Here is a 15,457-nt window from a genome sequence, read left to right on the forward strand (position 1 = left end):
AGATTATGACCAAGAGCAATCAGATTATTGTTTTGTTTAACAATAATTCCGGCGGAAACGCATCGAGTAACGCAAAAGAACTGCAATCGATGCTGAAGGTCAAATACGAAGGACTTGCACCAAAACAGCTTGATTTATTTGGGGACAGTCTCTCACCACTTTAAAGTGATGAGGGACTGTCCCCCATTCTTACTAGCCTTTTTCATAGGTCCATACGCGGTCGTGATTCGTGTTTTGCGGAAATTTTTCTCCTGCTTTAAGTTTAACTATTTTTGGATCGTTTACATTATTTCCTGTTTCTCCTATCTCACGGTATATGCCGTTATTAGGCGCTTTTTGGCCATAACGAAAATGACTGTATTCTCCCAAAATGATCACTCCTTTTTATTTTATTATGGCAATATAAGAAGTGATTCATTCACGATTGGATATTTAGATTTCTTTTGTTGAAACTGGAAGGAATAGCGGAATGCCTCGTTTATTAAAGGGAAGAAGTTTACTATCTGCCACTAAATGGCTAATATATCCAATGATACAAGTATAATAAATACCTTTCATATCAAGAGCTGCTTCTAAATGGAAGGCAATTATTCCAAAGAAAATAAGACCAATGATCGAGTGGGTATAACTGCGATGAGGAACCCAAGCAGATATAAAAATATAAATCCCTAGCAAGAATAACCATATTTCGTCTAAAAAATATCCTCCTGTCACAACACCAATACCTGTAATGAGCAGCATATGTTTTTGCTTGATGAGTGAAGAAAGTATAATCATTCCCAGTCCAATTCCAATGCCAATCGTTCTTTCTTCATCCGACCCCCCGTAAAAACTATAAGTGATCAGCAAAACTCCGATTAACTGGGCAATCGACCGAATGATTTTATGGGATATCGTGATTCTACCGCTAAGTTTCCCATCAATATCAAGATCAGGGATCAATCCTGAAATTAGTCCTAATCCCATGAAAAGAAGTGTTGCAGAAGGAGTGGCTGAAAAATAATTAGCAACAATAAATCCTGACGCAGTTCCAATCACCGCGTGTGAAGTACCTGTCATTTTGAACTTCTCCTCAAATAAGATTTTCAAACCCAATAATTATTTTACAATAAAACGGTTTAGATAGGATAGACGTCGTTTCATTTAGGTCACAAAAATTTCCGGAATTTCCCCTTCCCCCTTTTTAATGTAATAAATTTCTTTTTCGTATATAATGCAAATAGCATGAATTTTTTAAATGATAGAGAGGGAAGGAACTTTGAGGAAATTTTTGGTATTATTTATTGTTTTATGTTTATTATTACTAGCAGCATGTAATTCCGATTCTTCCGTATCTAAATCAAAGGATTCAGACTCCAAAGATACCTCAGCGAAGGAACAATCCGTTGCTGAAATTTTAAAAAAGACGGAAGAGGCACATAAGGATCTGGAATCACTGGAAGTTGAATTTATGGAGTCTTATGAAGGTGGACAGGATAAGGGCGTTGAAAAATATGATTATAAAAATAGTGTGGGGTTTTTGAAATATAATGAAGGGGTAGTGATGTATAAAGATAAGGATGGCTTTCTTCTTTCGTTAGATGGCAAGACAGAAGCGCCACAAATCGAAGAAAAAAATGTATTTGCAATGAAATTTGATAATCAAATGAGTCAACATAAAAATCAAATTCATTACTTAAAAGAGTTTGATTCCGATCTATATGAGAAATTTGATATGGAGGATAAGGATGAACATTTCATTCTTACTTATAGTGGAAGTGATAAAGATAAATTGCAATTAATGCAAGGATTTGCTGATACATATAATGAAAATTTAGCAGATGTTTTGGGGAGAGATGTCGAAGCGAAAGACCTTACCGTCGATAAGCTAACTATCACAGTAGAAATTAACAAAGATACGAATCAAATTGAAACCTTTGAAGAGGAAATGAAGTATTCTCAATTTGTTGATGGAAAGAATCGTGATTATGATCAAAAGGTAGTATATGAGTATTCGAACTATAATGACATTGATGAGATCAAAAAACCCGATTTCACGGGTGACAAAACTACAAAGGAGAAAGATAAATCACATGCATTAAGTAAAAAAGACGAGAAAAAATATGAAGAAGAGGCATCTGCTTATGTTGATGCATTGATTCAAGCAACTGTTTTTCAAAATGTAGATAAATACATGGAAAAGGCCCCGGATTCTAAAGAAGATAAAAAATCAGACGGGCAAATGCAAAAAAATCTATTTAAAGATTTCTATATTCAAAACACAAAACAAAATATGCAAGGATCGAGTGTTTCAGACAAGCAAATTAACGATTTGGCTGATGCCTTTTTGGGTGCACTTTCAAAAACCAAATATGAAATTGTAGATGTAACAGTCCAAACAGAAAGAGATATAGCCGTTACCGTCTCGGTTGAGGGGATTGATGATGCTTCTATCTATCAAGAAGCTGGACAAGAATTAAAGGAACTCTATGAGAATGAAGAGATTGGCAAGGAAGAGCTAGATGCAAAAAATATAGAAATATTAATTCAAAAGTATAATGAGGTAGAAGCTTTAACAGAACCAAAAATCGTGGAGGTTGATGTGACCCGAAATCAGGATTCATATGAGGTACTGATGCAGGATCAATATTTAGCAGGGTTTGTGCAGTAATATTTTTTTAAGGGTAATTAAGAAAAGATTGGAAGGAGACGGATCAGGTTGAGCAAGACATTATATTCCTTTGAGATCTCTACAACAGAAAAGCAATCGTTTACCAATTTGGACAAACAGTTGGAGCTGGCTCTTACTGAAAGCGGAATACAAGATGGGATTATGATCGTTTATTGTCCGCATACAACAGCCGCCATCACTATCAATGAAAATGCAGATCCAGATGTGAAAACGGATTTGAAATTAGGATTGAATGAAACCTTTCCGAACAAAAAAGAATATATTCATATGGAGGGAAATTCAGATGGTCACATGAAATCTTCAGTGGTGGGTGCAAGCGAAATGTTGATTGTTTCAGATGGCAGTTTGATCTTAGGTACATGGCAAAGTGTTTATTTTTGTGAATTTGATGGTCCGAGGAAGCGAAAAGTATTAGTGAAAATAATAGAAGGATAAACGATCAATTTAGCCTATCGCCAGCATGGAGGCGGTAGGCATTGTCAATTTATGTCGAAATCATCAAAAAATTTAGTATGATATATTGCATTTTGCAGAAAAAGATAGTAATATAGATTCACTAATATATTGCATTTAGCAAAAGAATCTGACAATAGAGTTTAACATCAAGGGGCGTTTACATGAATAAGAAACTATCATTTTCATCCTATTTTATAATCGGGGTTATGTTATTTGCGCTATTTTTTGGAGCAGGAAATTTAATTTTCCCTGCCACACTCGGTCAAAATGCGGGTGAGAATCTTTGGCCTGCGGTAATCGGGTTTTTGATTACGGGTGTCGGGCTCCCATTTTTGGGAATTTTAGCAATAGGTTTTTCAGGAAGTCGTAATTTACAGGAACTTGCAGGAAGAATTCACCCGATTTATGGTATTATTTTTACTAGTCTACTATATTTGACGATCGGTCCATTTTTTGCAGCTCCACGTACAGGTGCAGTTGCGTATGACGTTGGGATAACACCGTTTGTAAGTGAGGAATATAGTCAAATAAGCTTATTCCTATTCTCAGCACTATTCTTTGCAGCTTCCCTTTGGCTTTCACTTACTCCGGCAAAACTAGTTGAACGATTTGGTAAACTATTATCTCCGGCTATCATTGTTCTTTTGATATTTTTGTTAGTGACGGCTATCATAAATCCGATGGGGTCTATTGAAGCACCACAAGAAGCATATAAAAGCGGAGCCTTCCTAAATGGGTTTTTAGAAGGTTATAACACAATGGATGCGTTAGCTTCTCTTGTGTTTGGTATTATCGTTATCAATGCTATCCGATCGTTTGGTGTGAAATCCACTCAAGGTGTACTGGCAGCAACAGCGAAATCAGGTATTGTTGCAGTCTTATTTTTAGGCATCATTTATACAGGCATTGCATATTTGGGAGCAACAAGCACGGAAGTATTTGGCCTTTTTGAGACTGGAGGACCTGTATTAGGGAATGCTGCTTCGCATTACTTTGGACTAGCAGGAACGATGATGTTATCCATTATTATTATCCTTGCTTGTTTGACAACAAGTATAGGGCTGATGACATCGTGTGGGGAATACTTCCATTCCCTATTTCCGAAAGTAAGTTACAAAGTATTTGTCACGTTCTTTACAACGCTCACATTTATCATTGCAAATTTCGGATTGACAAATATTATTAACTACTCAGTCCCTGTTTTGATGTTTCTATATCCGCTTGCCATTGTGGTGATGCTTTTAGCTTTCTTGTCCCCATTGTTTAACCATTCAAGAATGGTTTATGTATCGGCTACAATTGTTACATTTATGATTAGTATTATTGATGGTATCAAGACGCTTTTCGATCAATTTGAAATGGACTATGCCGGATGGCTGACATCGATAATAGCTTTTTATGAAAAATCATTGCCATTATATAATGAGGGACTGGGCTGGCTGGTGCCTGTGCTTGCTGTTATCTTGATCACAGGAATCATAGCACGAGTACAGCAGCTATCTACCGCTCACGCATAATATAAAATATAAAAGCCGTTTTCTATTCATTGATATAGAAAACGGCTTTTACTTACTGCTTTTTAAATAAGCGAAATTCATCGATTGCCCGAAGCCAGTTTTTCCGCATCACTGCAGAAACTTCATTGATCTTCTTTTTCTTCATTAATTGAATTACTGTCTTGTGTTCGGTAATTGATTGTTTGGTTAGAAAGATAGAGTTATGGAAAAATAGTCTTCGAACATGAGCTTGTAAGTAAGTAACGATATTATGAATATAGGCATTATTAGCTGTGTTTACAATGATTTGGTGAAATTCCTCATCAACTTTTAAAGCGGAGAAGTAGTTTTCTGAATGAATTGCTTTGGAAAAACGCTCATTCGTATTCTCCAGAAGTGTAATCGTCTGATCAGTTATATTGGCAATGGCTAGTTCAGCGGATAAGGCTTGTAATGCAGCGAGAGTAGGGAGAAGGTCATTGAGTGAGTCTTTTTCCACTTCCGTTACTTGTGTCGCTTTACCCGGATACATTTTTACAAAGCCCTGTGCTTCTAATAACTGTAATGATTCCCGAATAGGAGTCCTGCTCACACCAAGTGCTTCAGCGAGTTCAGAATCATTCAACTTTTCACCGGGGTGCAAAGTTCCATCGATAATCCATTGTTGTAGTTGAGTGAATGCGCTTTCCTTTGCGGATTTGCGAGTTGGCCTTGAATGATCAATTGGTATTGGCATAATGATTCACCCTCCAATATGATGTATTATATGTGCCTATTATACTATAAAAACAATCACTTTGATATACAATATATTGCGTTTAACAATGAAACTAGAAATACGAGATCTTTCTTCTGAAGCAAATAAAGTCATATTAGGAATGATTTAAAACATATAATGGCAATAGAGAGGATGGTATGCATTGGGGAGTTTTATTAGAAAGCTAAAGGGGGGCAGATTCATGTGTTAGGTGTAACAAATCCCGTACCTGGAATTTTACCTGTAAAAGGGAGTGGTGATGATTTCATCCATCTTTTCAAATAAATTATTGTTTCCGATCGTATTGCTTGTGATCAATTTAATGTATACCGCTTACTTCATTGAGATGTTATTCGATGGTTCCATATCCACTTTTGGAGGACTTTTCTTATTGTTTTCTTCGTTTATTGGCTTAATATCTATATTGTATATCAAAAGAAAGTTTGGTAATCGCAATAGCCTTATGATTCAAACTTTGGTTTTTATTAATTGGTTATTGATTATATTCCCTATACTGGCTCTGATACTGATTGTTCTCGCCAGCGCTGGAGTTTAAAAGAAATCCATACGATACGGCAGATGCTGAAAATGAACGTATGTTTCTGGAGTGATATATTATTAAATTACCATCATCAGTATTTTGATGAAATTTTAACACCTGAGCCTCAAGGAGTGGGTTTATGCCACAGAAACTTGCCGTTACTATTCTTTATGGCGCTGGCATACCAGAAGAGGATTTTGCGTGTGACACGATAAGAAAGATCAGCAATAAGTTTTCAAGCATATTGGTGGTCAATCAAAAGTCACTGGGAAAGATAATAAATAGGAAGTGAGACTATGGTGAAAATTGAATAGATACATGAAAGTTTATCTATCGGAGATTTAGAAAAGACGATTTCCTCCTTCCAATTAGGAAAATCGTCTTTTCTTCGGATTTTTTAGTCACCATGAAAGTCAATTGTGAATGTCTCGTCGAATTAGTTTTTGTCTGCACGCGGAGCACTGTCAAAGTCGATCTTTTTATGAGATCCATCGCAAAAAGGTTTATTCTCTGAATGCCCGCAACGACATAATGATATTGCCTTTTTTGTTTCAAATTTTTCCCCTGTCGCATCTGTCAATTCGAATGAACCAGTTACAATATAGGGTCCATTATCATTTACACGAACCTTTGACTCAGTCATTTGATCAACTCCCTATATAAATCTAATAATATACCATATTATCCAGTATTCCCGTATTTATTCTATAACAAACGTATATGTTTTTATACATATGCAAGTAAAGGAAATATATTCTAGTATTTAATCATATAGAGATCTTAATCTTTCTAATTAACCGAATCGCCCTGAAATATAATCTTCCGTGCGCTTATCTGTCGGATTATTGAATATTAAATTTGTGTTATCGTATTCTACCACCTCCCCGTTTAAAAAGAAGGCGGTTTTATCTGAAATACGGGCGGCTTGTTGCATATTATGTGTCACCACAATGATGGAGTACTCTTGTTTTAATTCTTGGATTAGCTCTTCAACCTTATGTGTTGACTTAGGGTCGAGTGCTGAAGTAGGTTCATCCATTAAAATGACATTTGGTTCTATAGCTAAGCAGCGTGCAATGCATAGGCGCTGTTGCTGTCCGCCGGATAACTCGTAGGCATTTTCATGGAGTCGATCCTTTACTTCATCCCATATATAAGCCCCGCGAAGACTACGCTCAACAATTTGATTGAGTACTTTTTTATTTCGGATTCCATGTATTTTCGGTCCATACGCAATATTTTCATAGATGGATTTTGGGAAGGGGTTTGGCTTCTGGAAGACCATTCCAACACGAGTTCTTAAATCTTCAACTTTGAGCGTTCTATCGAAAATACTTTTCCCGTTATACAGAATGGTTCCGGTTGTTTGGACTCCAGGTACAAGTTCAACCATGCGATTCAAAGTCTTTAAGTATGTGGATTTCCCGCAGCCTGAAGGTCCAATAATGGCAGTTACCTCTTTTTCGTAGATGGATAGGTTAATATCCTTTAAAGCATGCACATCACTGTACCAAAGGTTTAAATCCTGTGTATCATAGACAACCTTTTTAACCGGTAGATAGTTTCCTAAGTCTTTTTTTGTTAGTGTGTGATCACTTGTTTGTTGATAATCTAATAAAATACTCATTATGTTTCACTCCTTAAGAGATTTCATGGCAATTTCTTTAAAAAAAGGGCAAATCAAAATCGTTTTTGAAATTTATTTCGAATAATAACAGCAGCTGAATTTAAGATAAGTAACACGAATAACAAGACAATAATTGTTGCAGCGGCAAGATTCGCATATTCGGCTGTAAGTGATGAATCAAGCGTCCAATAATAGATTTGCATTGGAAGCACCGTAAAACGGTCCGTAATACCTCCTGGAAAAGGGATTAATAATGCAGGAATACCAATGACGACAAGTGGAGCAGTTTCTCCAATAGCGCGTGATAGGGACAAAATAGCGCCTGTTAATATTCCGGGCAAAGCTGCAGGAAGTATAATATTTTTGATGGTTTGCCATTTTGTGGCTCCCATTCCGTAGGATGCTTCACTTAAATGTTGTGGCACGGAACGAATAGCCTCTTGACTTGCGACAACTACGATTGGTAGCACGAGTAATGACATTGTTAAACCACCAGCAAAGACAATATTTCCAAGTTCCATTGCTCGAACAAAAATCGTCAATCCTAGAATTCCGTAAACAATGGACGGTACACCAGCTAAATTCGAGATATTTGTTTGAATAATCGCTTGCAGTCGTCCTTTTTTTGCGTACAATTCTAGATAAATAGCAGTTCCAACGCCTAAAAACATGGTAACTGGTGCAACGACAACCATTAGCCAAAATGTACCAAGAATTGCGCCCATAATACCTGCTTTGTCTGCTTGCGTTGATAATTTTCCGGTAATAAAATCCATATTGATCCAATCTATTCCTTGAATAAGGACGCGTGCGATTAAAATTCCAAGCATAATCAGGCCAAAGATAGTAGAAAGGAAGAAGATTATTTTTGAAATGTTATTTTTTATGAGGCGCATATTTAATTTGTTTTGTACTTGTGCTGTATGAACATACTTCATTTTAATACTCCTCCCTAAACCTACGAGAGATATATCTTGCTGCTAAGTTCATGATTAGTGTAAAAACAAAGAGAGTCATGGCAACTGCATATAAACTGTAATAGATCGTTGAACCAGCAGGGGCATCTCCGCCAGTTACTTCCACAATGTATGCAGTCATTGTTTGCATGGATTGTGTAATATCAAAGGTGAAGTTTTTAGAACTTCCACTTGCAATGGTTACGATCATTGTTTCGCCAATTGCGCGGGATATTCCTAAAACGAAAGAAGCAATAATGCCTGATAAAGCTGCCGGAATAACGACGCGCGTTGTAACCTCTAATTTTGTAGCTCCTAATCCTAATGCTCCTTCTCGCATGGAGTTAGGGACAGAAGACATTGCATCCTCAGACATGGAGGCGATCATCGGAATAATCATAATTCCCATGACAATTCCAGGGCTAAGAATATTTGTTGGCTCAAGTCCGGGAATGATTTCTCTTAAAATGGGTGTAACGAATGTAAAAGCAAAAAAACCGTACACAATAGTGGGTATACCAGCAAGTACTTCCAATAATGGTTTGATTGTTTTCTTTACTCTATCTGATGCATACTCACTTAAATAAATGGCTGACATAAGACCGATAGGAGCTGCTACAATGATTGCAATTACGGATGAAAAGAATGTTCCTGTTATAAGTGGTAACACACCAAAACTAGGATCTTGACTTAAAGGTTCAAGTGTATTACCTGTAAAGAAGTCTAAAATAGGGACCCGTTTAAAAAATTCAATTGTTTCCGTTAATAAAGTAAATATAATTCCTATTGTTGTAAAAATAGAGATGGAGGTGATAATAAAGAGAAAGAACGGGATTGCTTTCTCAACTAGATTTGCAAAGCTTTTTTTCTGTTTCTTTTGATCGATTAATTCTCTGACCTGAACAGTATTATCGTCTTTCATCTTGGTGTTTGCAGCCATTATGTCGAGCACCCTTTCCAATGTTTATCGTTACAATAGGATGAGAGCCAAATTCTCGCTCTCATCCTATGAAAATTGTTTTTTTATTCTTTAAGCCCTTCTAGGAAATCAACATATTCTTGAACTTCCTCTTCTGGCAGTGGCGCAAATCCAGTTTCGCCAGCGAACTCATTTACGTGGTTCATAACGTAAATTGCATAATCCAGAACTTGCGGCTTTTCTTTAGCTTGATCAACATTTAAATATGTGAACACTGGCCGAGTGAATGGAGCATAGTCTCCGTCTTCAGCGATTGTATCAATAGATGGCTCAACAGGACCGTCACCGAAGTCTACATGTACTGCTTGTAATTTATCTTGGTTGTTTACATAGTAACCAAAGCCAAAGAAGGCAATCCCGTTAACATCTTCTGAAATAAGATTTACGAGCGTTGAGTATTCTTGTTGAAGGTTAATATCACTAACTAGATCTTTTTCCTCTAAAATGTTCTCATAGAAAAACTCATAAGTTCCGTGATTTTCATTCGGTCCATATGTGTTGATCTTTTCATCAGGAAATTCTGGATCGATATCTGACCATTTTTCAATATTTTCATCCTTTAGAAAGATCTTTTTTAAATCTTTTTCGGTAAGTTCAGTAGCCCAGTCATTGTCTGGATGAACGACAAAGGTAAGTCCATCTAATGCAACTTTTAATTCCTTTACTTCCATTCCTAGTTCTTCTGCCTTTTTAGCTTCTTCATCTTTAATTTGACGTGATGCATCATTAAAGTCAGTTCCATCTTCAGCTAAAAATTTTTTAAATCCTGCACTTGTACCTGCCCGGCTTACTTCAACAGAAACATTTTCCTGTTCATTCACCATATATTCTTCAGCTAATTTGGACATTAAAGGATAAACCGTTCCTGATCCATCAATAGCAACACTGCCTTCTAATTCATTTGATTCTTTTCCTTTTGCTTTATTTCCCTCTTCATCTTTTGAGTCATTTCCACATGCTGTAAGTATCATTGCGAAACTAATTAATACAAAGAATACAAAATACTTTTTGAAGTTCATTCAAATTGTCCTCCCCTATAGATGTTTATTTTGTTTAAGAGGTTTTCTTTTCCTCTCATTTAGAATTGTATCAACCGAGTATTAAGTGAATATGTCCTTCATGTAAATGTTTTGTAAATTTAAAAGAATTAGGATTATATGAGCGATTAGAGGTTGGCAGAATCAAGGTCAATATGCTATGAATAGATTCATAGAGAGAGCTTTTTTGTTTGACAAGCGGGTACATGATTCATGGAATGATTGGAGATGAAGGGTATGTCCGAAAATAAGGAAGCACGCATTATTGACGAATTAATGCATCAAATTGTTTCAAATAGACTGGAGCCAGGGACCAGGCTGCCATCTGAAAACAAACTTGCAAATAAGTATTCGGTGCCTCGAATGACTGTCAGGAGTGCATTTGCAAAGCTGGAACAACGTGGTTATATTTATTCAAAACAAGGAAAAGGAAGATTTTTAAAAGAGAAGTCAAGGCAAATTGAATTACATCTAACTGGAAAAAACAGTTTCACGGAAAAAATGAAAAATTTAGGGCATGATCTAAAGACACGTAATATTTATTGTGAACAAATTGATTATGACGCAAAAATTTATCACATATTACAAGCGGAGAAAGATGGCAATGTGAGTACGCTATATCAATGGAGAGCCGATTGCTTTACATATTTCATTTGTGAGTGAGGAAATGTTTCCAATGATCAAGAAAGATGGACATGCTATTGAATCCATGTTTTCCTATTATCATAAACTTGGCTATACGGAGTTTACGAGCAGTAAAAGTATGCTAAGTGTTGCCCATCCTACGCTTGATGAGCAATCATTGCTAGCATGCAACAGTCTAGTACCATTACTCATAGTTGAAACGGATTGCATTGACGTAACCTCTAAAAGAATTTTGGAATATACAAAAATCATCTATAGAAGTGATAAGTTTAAATATGATATAACGATCGATTAAAAGGCAGGAAGGTGCTATTTTCCCTTCGCTGCCTTTTTTGTTAAGTGAATTTACAAATAATTTACCGGATCTTAATACACACAAACTTGGCGACAAGATAAGATGAACTTGTGAAGGAGGTGCCATGAAAATGAAAAGACGCAAACGAACGGAAATTCTCATTCAGGATGATTCAAATTTAGCGCAGGATCTTGCTTCAATGATTTTGGAGAAGTATGAATGCCGCGAAGTAGTCATGCCGCAGTATGGATTGACGATGATCAAGATGCGGGAATCTGCGAAAAAATCATTGTTCTACATGGGAGAAGTTCTCATTACAGAAGCAAAAGTAGAGGTTCAATCGTGTATCGGTATTGGAATTATTGTTGGAATGGAAGAGAAAAAAGCTAGAAATATGGCTATTATTGATGCGGCTTATCAGGCAGGTCTGCCTGAAACAGAATCATGGGAAGCGGAACTAATAGAAGCAGAACAGCGAATCATTGAAAAGCGGTTAAAACATCAAGCAGATTTATCTGAAACGAAAGTTGATTTCGAAACGATGGATGTGTAATTCTATCATTTTAAAGAAAAGAGAAAAGGATGAGGAGAGATAAATATGTTAATCGATCAAGTACATGATCTGCAATATGTTTACCGAAGATTATTGCATAGTTTATCAAGGCCAGGAACGATATCATCTATTCAGAAATCAGCAGAAAAAGTGGATCATTCACTCCCCTGTTTTGATGCAACGTTACTTTGCGCGATGACTTTGCTTGATGCTGAAGTTTCTTTTCATATCCTTCCTAATGATGATGGCGATTTAATCGAGAAAATTTCGGAATATACATTAGCCAACTATGCTCCGATTACGGAAGCGGATTATATTTTTGTCCTGTGTGGAACGACAGAAACAATGATCACCGGTGCAATGGAAGATTGTAAAATTGGCACTCTTATCAATCCAGAGCATTCGGCTACATGGATTATGGAAAGCAAGACGCTAACAAATCATGATGGAGTTACATTAAGTGGACCAGGAATTAAACACACTGCAAAACTACATCTTGATTATACTGTTGGAATGTGGAATGAAAGGAATGAACGGACGAAGGAATATCCGCTCGGTATTGATTTGATTTTTGTAGATAATGAAGCACAAATCACTGGTGTCCCTAGAACAAGTATCATTGAGTTTATGGAGGTGGTCTAATGGGCTATGTTGCAGTGAAAGGCGGCACAAAAGCGATTGAAGCTTCCATGAAAAGAGTGAAGTATGACCGTATAAAAGGAGAGAAAGTTCTTGACGTGCATACAATCATGTCAACAATGAGCGCCATGGTTGACCAAGTTATGTCAGAGAGCAGTTTATATTCTCCTTTTCTAGCAGCACTTTCTATTAAACAGGCAGAAGGTAATATGGAAGAAGCTGTTTTTCTCATGCGTGCACACCGTTCGACTCTACCCCGCCTTTATTATAGTCAAGCCTTGGAAACTAAAACAATGCTGGTAGAACGGCGTATTTCAGCAAGTTTTAAGGATATTCCGGGTGGGCAGTTATTAGGGTCCACCGTTGATTATACACATCGATTGTTGGATTTTAATTTAGTAGATGAAAGTTTAGAAAAAAATAAAAGATGGCTAAAAGACTATGAAACTGCTTTGCAAGAAAATGTACCTTCAGATCATGTTCATTATTATACGAAAGTGGTTGAGTACTTACGGGAGGAAGGCCTTTTTGAAGAATATGCACTAGATAATACAGATCCGGTTGATATTACAAAGGAAAGTCTTCATTTTCCGGCTCCAAGAAGTGCCAGATTACAAGTTTTAACGAGAGGTCAAACGGGAGCTGTCACATCATTGGGTTATGCTTCATTGCGTGGTTATGGACAGGTCCATCCAACGGTGGGCGAAGTGCGTGTAGGACATGTTCCAATTCATGTTAAACATCCAAATGAAATAGAGGATGATGCTGAAAATGACTATTACATTGGAAAAATAAAGATAACAGAAGTAGAGGCTTTTGTACCAGTCAATATCAAAAATGAAGATCATGAGGAAGAACTGGCATTTGAAATAGGCTATGGTGTCTGTTATGGACAAAATGAAACGAAGGCAATTGCAATGAGTATATTAGATCAATGTTTGGAACATCCGGAATATCATTTTCCAACCCATGACGAGGAATTTGTGTTACTCCATATTGATTCGGTTGAGTCAACGGGTTTTATTTCCCATTTAAAATTACCGCATTATGTCACATTTCAGTCCAGGTTGGATAGTGTCCGCCGTGTAAAGAAAGGAAGGCAATAATAATGCATAATACGCATTTTGCGTTTTTTGATGAAAGTTCAAAAAAAGAGATTCGTCGTGCTATTTTAAAAGCAGTGGCCATTCCCGGATATCAGGTTCCGTTTGCTTCAAGGGAGATGCCAATCGCGAGAGGCTGGGGGACAGGGGGCTTGCAAATCACCTTGTCTATTATAGGAAAACCAGATGTACTTAAGGTCATTGATCAAGGGGCAGATGAGTCTGTTAATGCAGTGAGCATTAAGAAACTAGTTCACGAAACAACTGGTGTAAAGCTGACAGATCAAACCAAGGATGCTTCGATTATACAATCAAGACATCGTATTCCCGAGGTCCCTTTGACAAAGGATCAAATTATCGTTTTACAAGTTCCGGAGCCTGAGCCGCTTCGTAAGGTTGAAGCAAAGGAATATGTAACAAAAAAAATTACATGCAGAAAAAGAATATAGCGCGGCTTGGCTCATGCTATTTGAACAAATCATGAAATTCGGCAGAACCTCGACAGCAGAGGATCATCCTGTATACGTTCATAACAGGTATGTTATGGCTCCTAGTCCGATTCCGAGATTTGATAACCCAAAAATGCATCAGTCGGATGCGCTTATGTTGCTCGGTGCCGGAAGAGAAAAGAAGATATACGCCATACCCCCTTATACCGAAGTGAAATCTCTTGCCTTTGAGGATTATCCATTTACGGTTGAATCCTTTGAAGGGAAAAGCTGTCATCTATGTGGTGCAACGAAAACGTTCTTGGATGAAATAATTGATCCGGAAACGGGTGATGCGATCTATCAATGTAATGATACAAGCTACTGCATTTCACGATTGAATGAAAATGAAAAAAGTGAGGTGGCGGAAAGTTATGTATGAAAAGCCAATATTAAAAGTACGTCATTTGCACAAGCAATTCGGAAAGGGCTGCACACAGTGTCAGGAAGGGCATAGTGAATCCCTCCAAAAAAATTACTGTCCAAAATGTGGAACAGTCTATGCATGTAGAGATGTTTCGTTCGATTTATTTCCCGGAGAAATTCTTGGCATTGTTGGTGAGAGCGGAAGTGGAAAATCCACGATGATGCAATGTTTGTACTTTGATGAAGCAGTTACATCGGGAGAAGCGTATGTCAATGATTCAGATCTGATGGGGAAAAACATGTTTGAATTATCAGCACAGCAAAAGCGCTCTATTCGCAACCATAAATATGGAATGGTTTACCAGAACCCTGTTCATGGATTAAAAATGGACTTTTCTTCTATAGGGAACATCGCAGAAAAATTAATTGCCGCAGGAAAACGTTATGTAAACGAAATGGAAGCAACAAGTAAAAATCTACTGGATAGTGTACACATTCCTTTATTTCGAATGAAAGAAGAACCGCAAAACTTCTCTGGGGGAATGCAGCAAAGGGTCCAAATTGCAAAAGCGTTATCGAATAATCCGCCCATTCTTTTTTTGGATGAAGTAACGACGGGGCTTGATTTATCTGTACAGGCAAATGTTCTGGATTTAATTAAGAAAATACAGCGGGAATTAGGGATAAGTATGGTTGTAGTCTCTCATGATCTAGCAGTGATCCGAATGTTAGCTGACCGTACGGTTGTTATGCTAAACGGTTCGATTATTGAAGAAGGATTAACTGACCAAATTTTGGAGGATCCTCAGCGTGCATATACACAACAACTGGTCTACTCACTTATATAG

At 37.1% G+C, this 15,457-nt stretch carries 18 protein-coding genes and 2 pseudogenes; 12 read left to right on the top strand and 8 right to left on the bottom strand.

Translation table 11 applies throughout. The annotated features are described in order from the left end of the window. Positions 1 to 29: 29 nt before the first annotated feature. Positions 30 to 164 (top strand): annotated as a pseudogene (locus GZ63_RS18420) (hypothetical protein); the annotation flags it as partial. A 28-nt stretch (positions 165 to 192) separates the two neighbouring features. Here the strand turns inward: GZ63_RS18420 and GZ63_RS17455 are convergent. Both GZ63_RS17455 and GZ63_RS0110940 read right to left on the bottom strand, forming a co-directional pair. Further along, complete coding sequence (locus GZ63_RS17455; RefSeq protein WP_084179226.1) at positions 193 to 369, bottom strand: YjzC family protein; 177 nt, start codon at positions 367 to 369, stop codon at positions 193 to 195. Between the two features lie 63 nt (positions 370 to 432). Next, the gene (locus GZ63_RS0110940) at positions 433 to 1,059 is read right to left on the bottom strand and encodes a metal-dependent hydrolase (protein WP_029269491.1); all 627 of its coding nucleotides are present in this window, start codon (positions 1,057 to 1,059) and stop codon (positions 433 to 435) included. A 199-nt stretch (positions 1,060 to 1,258) separates the two neighbouring features. On the opposite strand from GZ63_RS0110940, the gene GZ63_RS0110945 reads away from it, so the two are divergent. The 3 genes from GZ63_RS0110945 (at position 1,259) to brnQ (ending at position 4,644) form a co-directional block, all read left to right on the top strand. Then, positions 1,259 to 2,650 carry a DUF6612 family protein gene (locus GZ63_RS0110945; RefSeq protein ID WP_029269493.1) on the top strand — a complete coding sequence of 464 codons (1,392 nt, stop codon included), beginning with the start codon at positions 1,259 to 1,261 and terminating at the stop codon, positions 2,648 to 2,650. 48 nt (positions 2,651 to 2,698) lie between these two features. Then, entirely contained in the window at positions 2,699 to 3,106 is a 408-nt protein-coding gene (locus GZ63_RS0110950) for a secondary thiamine-phosphate synthase enzyme YjbQ (protein WP_029269495.1), read from the top strand. Between the two features lie 182 nt (positions 3,107 to 3,288). Further along, on the top strand, positions 3,289 to 4,644 hold the full coding sequence (brnQ, locus tag GZ63_RS0110955) for a branched-chain amino acid transport system II carrier protein (protein ID WP_029269497.1): 1,356 nt from the start codon (positions 3,289 to 3,291) through the stop codon (positions 4,642 to 4,644). A gap of 52 nt (positions 4,645 to 4,696) precedes the next feature. On the opposite strand, the gene GZ63_RS0110960 is transcribed toward brnQ, so the two are convergent. Next, entirely contained in the window at positions 4,697 to 5,359 is a 663-nt protein-coding gene (locus GZ63_RS0110960; RefSeq protein ID WP_029269499.1) for a GntR family transcriptional regulator, read from the bottom strand. A 701-nt stretch (positions 5,360 to 6,060) separates the two neighbouring features. Between GZ63_RS0110960 and GZ63_RS17905 the strand changes: the two genes are divergently transcribed. Next, positions 6,061 to 6,213 carry a hypothetical protein gene (locus tag GZ63_RS17905; RefSeq protein WP_156947724.1) on the top strand — a complete coding sequence of 51 codons (153 nt, stop codon included), beginning with the start codon at positions 6,061 to 6,063 and terminating at the stop codon, positions 6,211 to 6,213. A gap of 144 nt (positions 6,214 to 6,357) precedes the next feature. On the opposite strand, the gene GZ63_RS0110975 is transcribed toward GZ63_RS17905, so the two are convergent. The 5 genes from GZ63_RS0110975 to GZ63_RS0110995 all read right to left on the bottom strand — a co-directional run bounded on the left by GZ63_RS0110975 (position 6,358) and on the right by GZ63_RS0110995 (position 10,502). After that, the gene (locus GZ63_RS0110975; protein WP_029269501.1) at positions 6,358 to 6,564 is read right to left on the bottom strand and encodes a CDGSH iron-sulfur domain-containing protein; all 207 of its coding nucleotides are present in this window, start codon (positions 6,562 to 6,564) and stop codon (positions 6,358 to 6,360) included. A gap of 150 nt (positions 6,565 to 6,714) precedes the next feature. Further along, on the bottom strand, positions 6,715 to 7,548 hold the full coding sequence (gene pstB / locus GZ63_RS0110980) for a phosphate ABC transporter ATP-binding protein PstB (protein WP_029269502.1): 834 nt from the start codon (positions 7,546 to 7,548) through the stop codon (positions 6,715 to 6,717). Positions 7,549 to 7,601: 53 nt separating this feature from the next. Beyond that, on the bottom strand, positions 7,602 to 8,486 hold the full coding sequence (gene pstA / locus GZ63_RS0110985) for a phosphate ABC transporter permease PstA (protein WP_029269504.1): 885 nt from the start codon (positions 8,484 to 8,486) through the stop codon (positions 7,602 to 7,604). Position 8,487: 1 nt separating this feature from the next. Continuing rightward, positions 8,488 to 9,444: a phosphate ABC transporter permease subunit PstC gene (pstC, locus tag GZ63_RS0110990; protein ID WP_029269506.1), complete on the bottom strand. Its 957-nt coding sequence runs from the start codon at positions 9,442 to 9,444 to the stop codon at positions 8,488 to 8,490. 83 nt (positions 9,445 to 9,527) lie between these two features. Next, positions 9,528 to 10,502, bottom strand: a complete 975-nt coding sequence (locus GZ63_RS0110995) for a PstS family phosphate ABC transporter substrate-binding protein (protein ID WP_029269508.1) — start codon at positions 10,500 to 10,502, stop codon at positions 9,528 to 9,530. Positions 10,503 to 10,757: 255 nt separating this feature from the next. On the opposite strand from GZ63_RS0110995, the gene GZ63_RS18730 reads away from it, so the two are divergent. From GZ63_RS18730 to GZ63_RS0111025, 7 genes and pseudogenes are all read left to right on the top strand, one after another. Beyond that, a complete protein-coding gene (locus GZ63_RS18730) occupies positions 10,758 to 11,183 on the top strand; it encodes a GntR family transcriptional regulator (protein WP_318842378.1) in 426 nt (141 codons plus the stop codon). Positions 11,184 to 11,187: 4 nt separating this feature from the next. After that, complete coding sequence (locus tag GZ63_RS18735; RefSeq protein WP_318842379.1) at positions 11,188 to 11,460, top strand: UTRA domain-containing protein; 273 nt, start codon at positions 11,188 to 11,190, stop codon at positions 11,458 to 11,460. A 130-nt stretch (positions 11,461 to 11,590) separates the two neighbouring features. Further along, the gene (gene phnG / locus GZ63_RS0111005; protein ID WP_029269510.1) at positions 11,591 to 12,013 is read left to right on the top strand and encodes a phosphonate C-P lyase system protein PhnG; all 423 of its coding nucleotides are present in this window, start codon (positions 11,591 to 11,593) and stop codon (positions 12,011 to 12,013) included. Positions 12,014 to 12,058: 45 nt separating this feature from the next. After that, a complete protein-coding gene (gene phnH / locus GZ63_RS0111010) occupies positions 12,059 to 12,655 on the top strand; it encodes a phosphonate C-P lyase system protein PhnH (protein WP_029269511.1) in 597 nt (198 codons plus the stop codon). Then, positions 12,655 to 13,758, top strand: coding sequence for a carbon-phosphorus lyase complex subunit PhnI (locus GZ63_RS0111015; protein WP_029269513.1), 1,104 nt, complete (start codon positions 12,655 to 12,657; stop codon positions 13,756 to 13,758). The genes phnH and GZ63_RS0111015 overlap by 1 nt, the downstream gene beginning before the upstream one ends. Before the next feature lie 2 nt (positions 13,759 to 13,760). Continuing rightward, positions 13,761 to 14,625, top strand: a pseudogene (locus GZ63_RS16700) (alpha-D-ribose 1-methylphosphonate 5-phosphate C-P-lyase PhnJ). Further along, complete coding sequence (locus GZ63_RS0111025) at positions 14,618 to 15,457, top strand: ATP-binding cassette domain-containing protein (protein WP_029269515.1); 840 nt, start codon at positions 14,618 to 14,620, stop codon at positions 15,455 to 15,457. Before GZ63_RS16700 ends, GZ63_RS0111025 begins: the two are co-directional and overlap by 8 nt.

It is taken from the genome of Virgibacillus alimentarius, from assembly GCF_000709085.1.
GTDB lineage: Bacteria > Bacillota > Bacilli > Bacillales > Amphibacillaceae > Virgibacillus_B > Virgibacillus_B alimentarius.

Bases quoted from the DNA above. Each gene is read 5' to 3' on its own strand.
- pstB (WP_029269502.1), bottom strand. From the start codon at position 7,548: ATGAGTATTTTATTAGATTATCAACAAACAAGTGATCACACACTAACA.
- GZ63_RS0110960 (WP_029269499.1), bottom strand. From the start codon at position 5,359: ATGCCAATACCAATTGATCATTCAAGGCCAACTCGCAAATCCGCAAAG.
- phnH (WP_029269511.1), top strand. From the start codon at position 12,059: ATGTTAATCGATCAAGTACATGATCTGCAATATGTTTACCGAAGATTA.
- brnQ (WP_029269497.1), top strand. From the start codon at position 3,289: ATGAATAAGAAACTATCATTTTCATCCTATTTTATAATCGGGGTTATG.
- GZ63_RS17905 (WP_156947724.1), top strand. From the start codon at position 6,061: ATGCCACAGAAACTTGCCGTTACTATTCTTTATGGCGCTGGCATACCA.
- pstA (WP_029269504.1), bottom strand. From the start codon at position 8,486: ATGAAGTATGTTCATACAGCACAAGTACAAAACAAATTAAATATGCGC.
- GZ63_RS0111015 (WP_029269513.1), top strand. From the start codon at position 12,655: ATGGGCTATGTTGCAGTGAAAGGCGGCACAAAAGCGATTGAAGCTTCC.
- phnG (WP_029269510.1), top strand. From the start codon at position 11,591: ATGAAAAGACGCAAACGAACGGAAATTCTCATTCAGGATGATTCAAAT.
- GZ63_RS18735 (WP_318842379.1), top strand. From the start codon at position 11,188: ATGTTTCCAATGATCAAGAAAGATGGACATGCTATTGAATCCATGTTT.
- GZ63_RS18730 (WP_318842378.1), top strand. From the start codon at position 10,758: ATGTCCGAAAATAAGGAAGCACGCATTATTGACGAATTAATGCATCAA.
- GZ63_RS0110995 (WP_029269508.1), bottom strand. From the start codon at position 10,502: ATGAACTTCAAAAAGTATTTTGTATTCTTTGTATTAATTAGTTTCGCA.
- GZ63_RS0110975 (WP_029269501.1), bottom strand. From the start codon at position 6,564: ATGACTGAGTCAAAGGTTCGTGTAAATGATAATGGACCCTATATTGTA.
- pstC (WP_029269506.1), bottom strand. From the start codon at position 9,444: ATGGCTGCAAACACCAAGATGAAAGACGATAATACTGTTCAGGTCAGA.
- GZ63_RS0110940 (WP_029269491.1), bottom strand. From the start codon at position 1,059: ATGACAGGTACTTCACACGCGGTGATTGGAACTGCGTCAGGATTTATT.
- GZ63_RS0111025 (WP_029269515.1), top strand. From the start codon at position 14,618: ATGTATGAAAAGCCAATATTAAAAGTACGTCATTTGCACAAGCAATTC.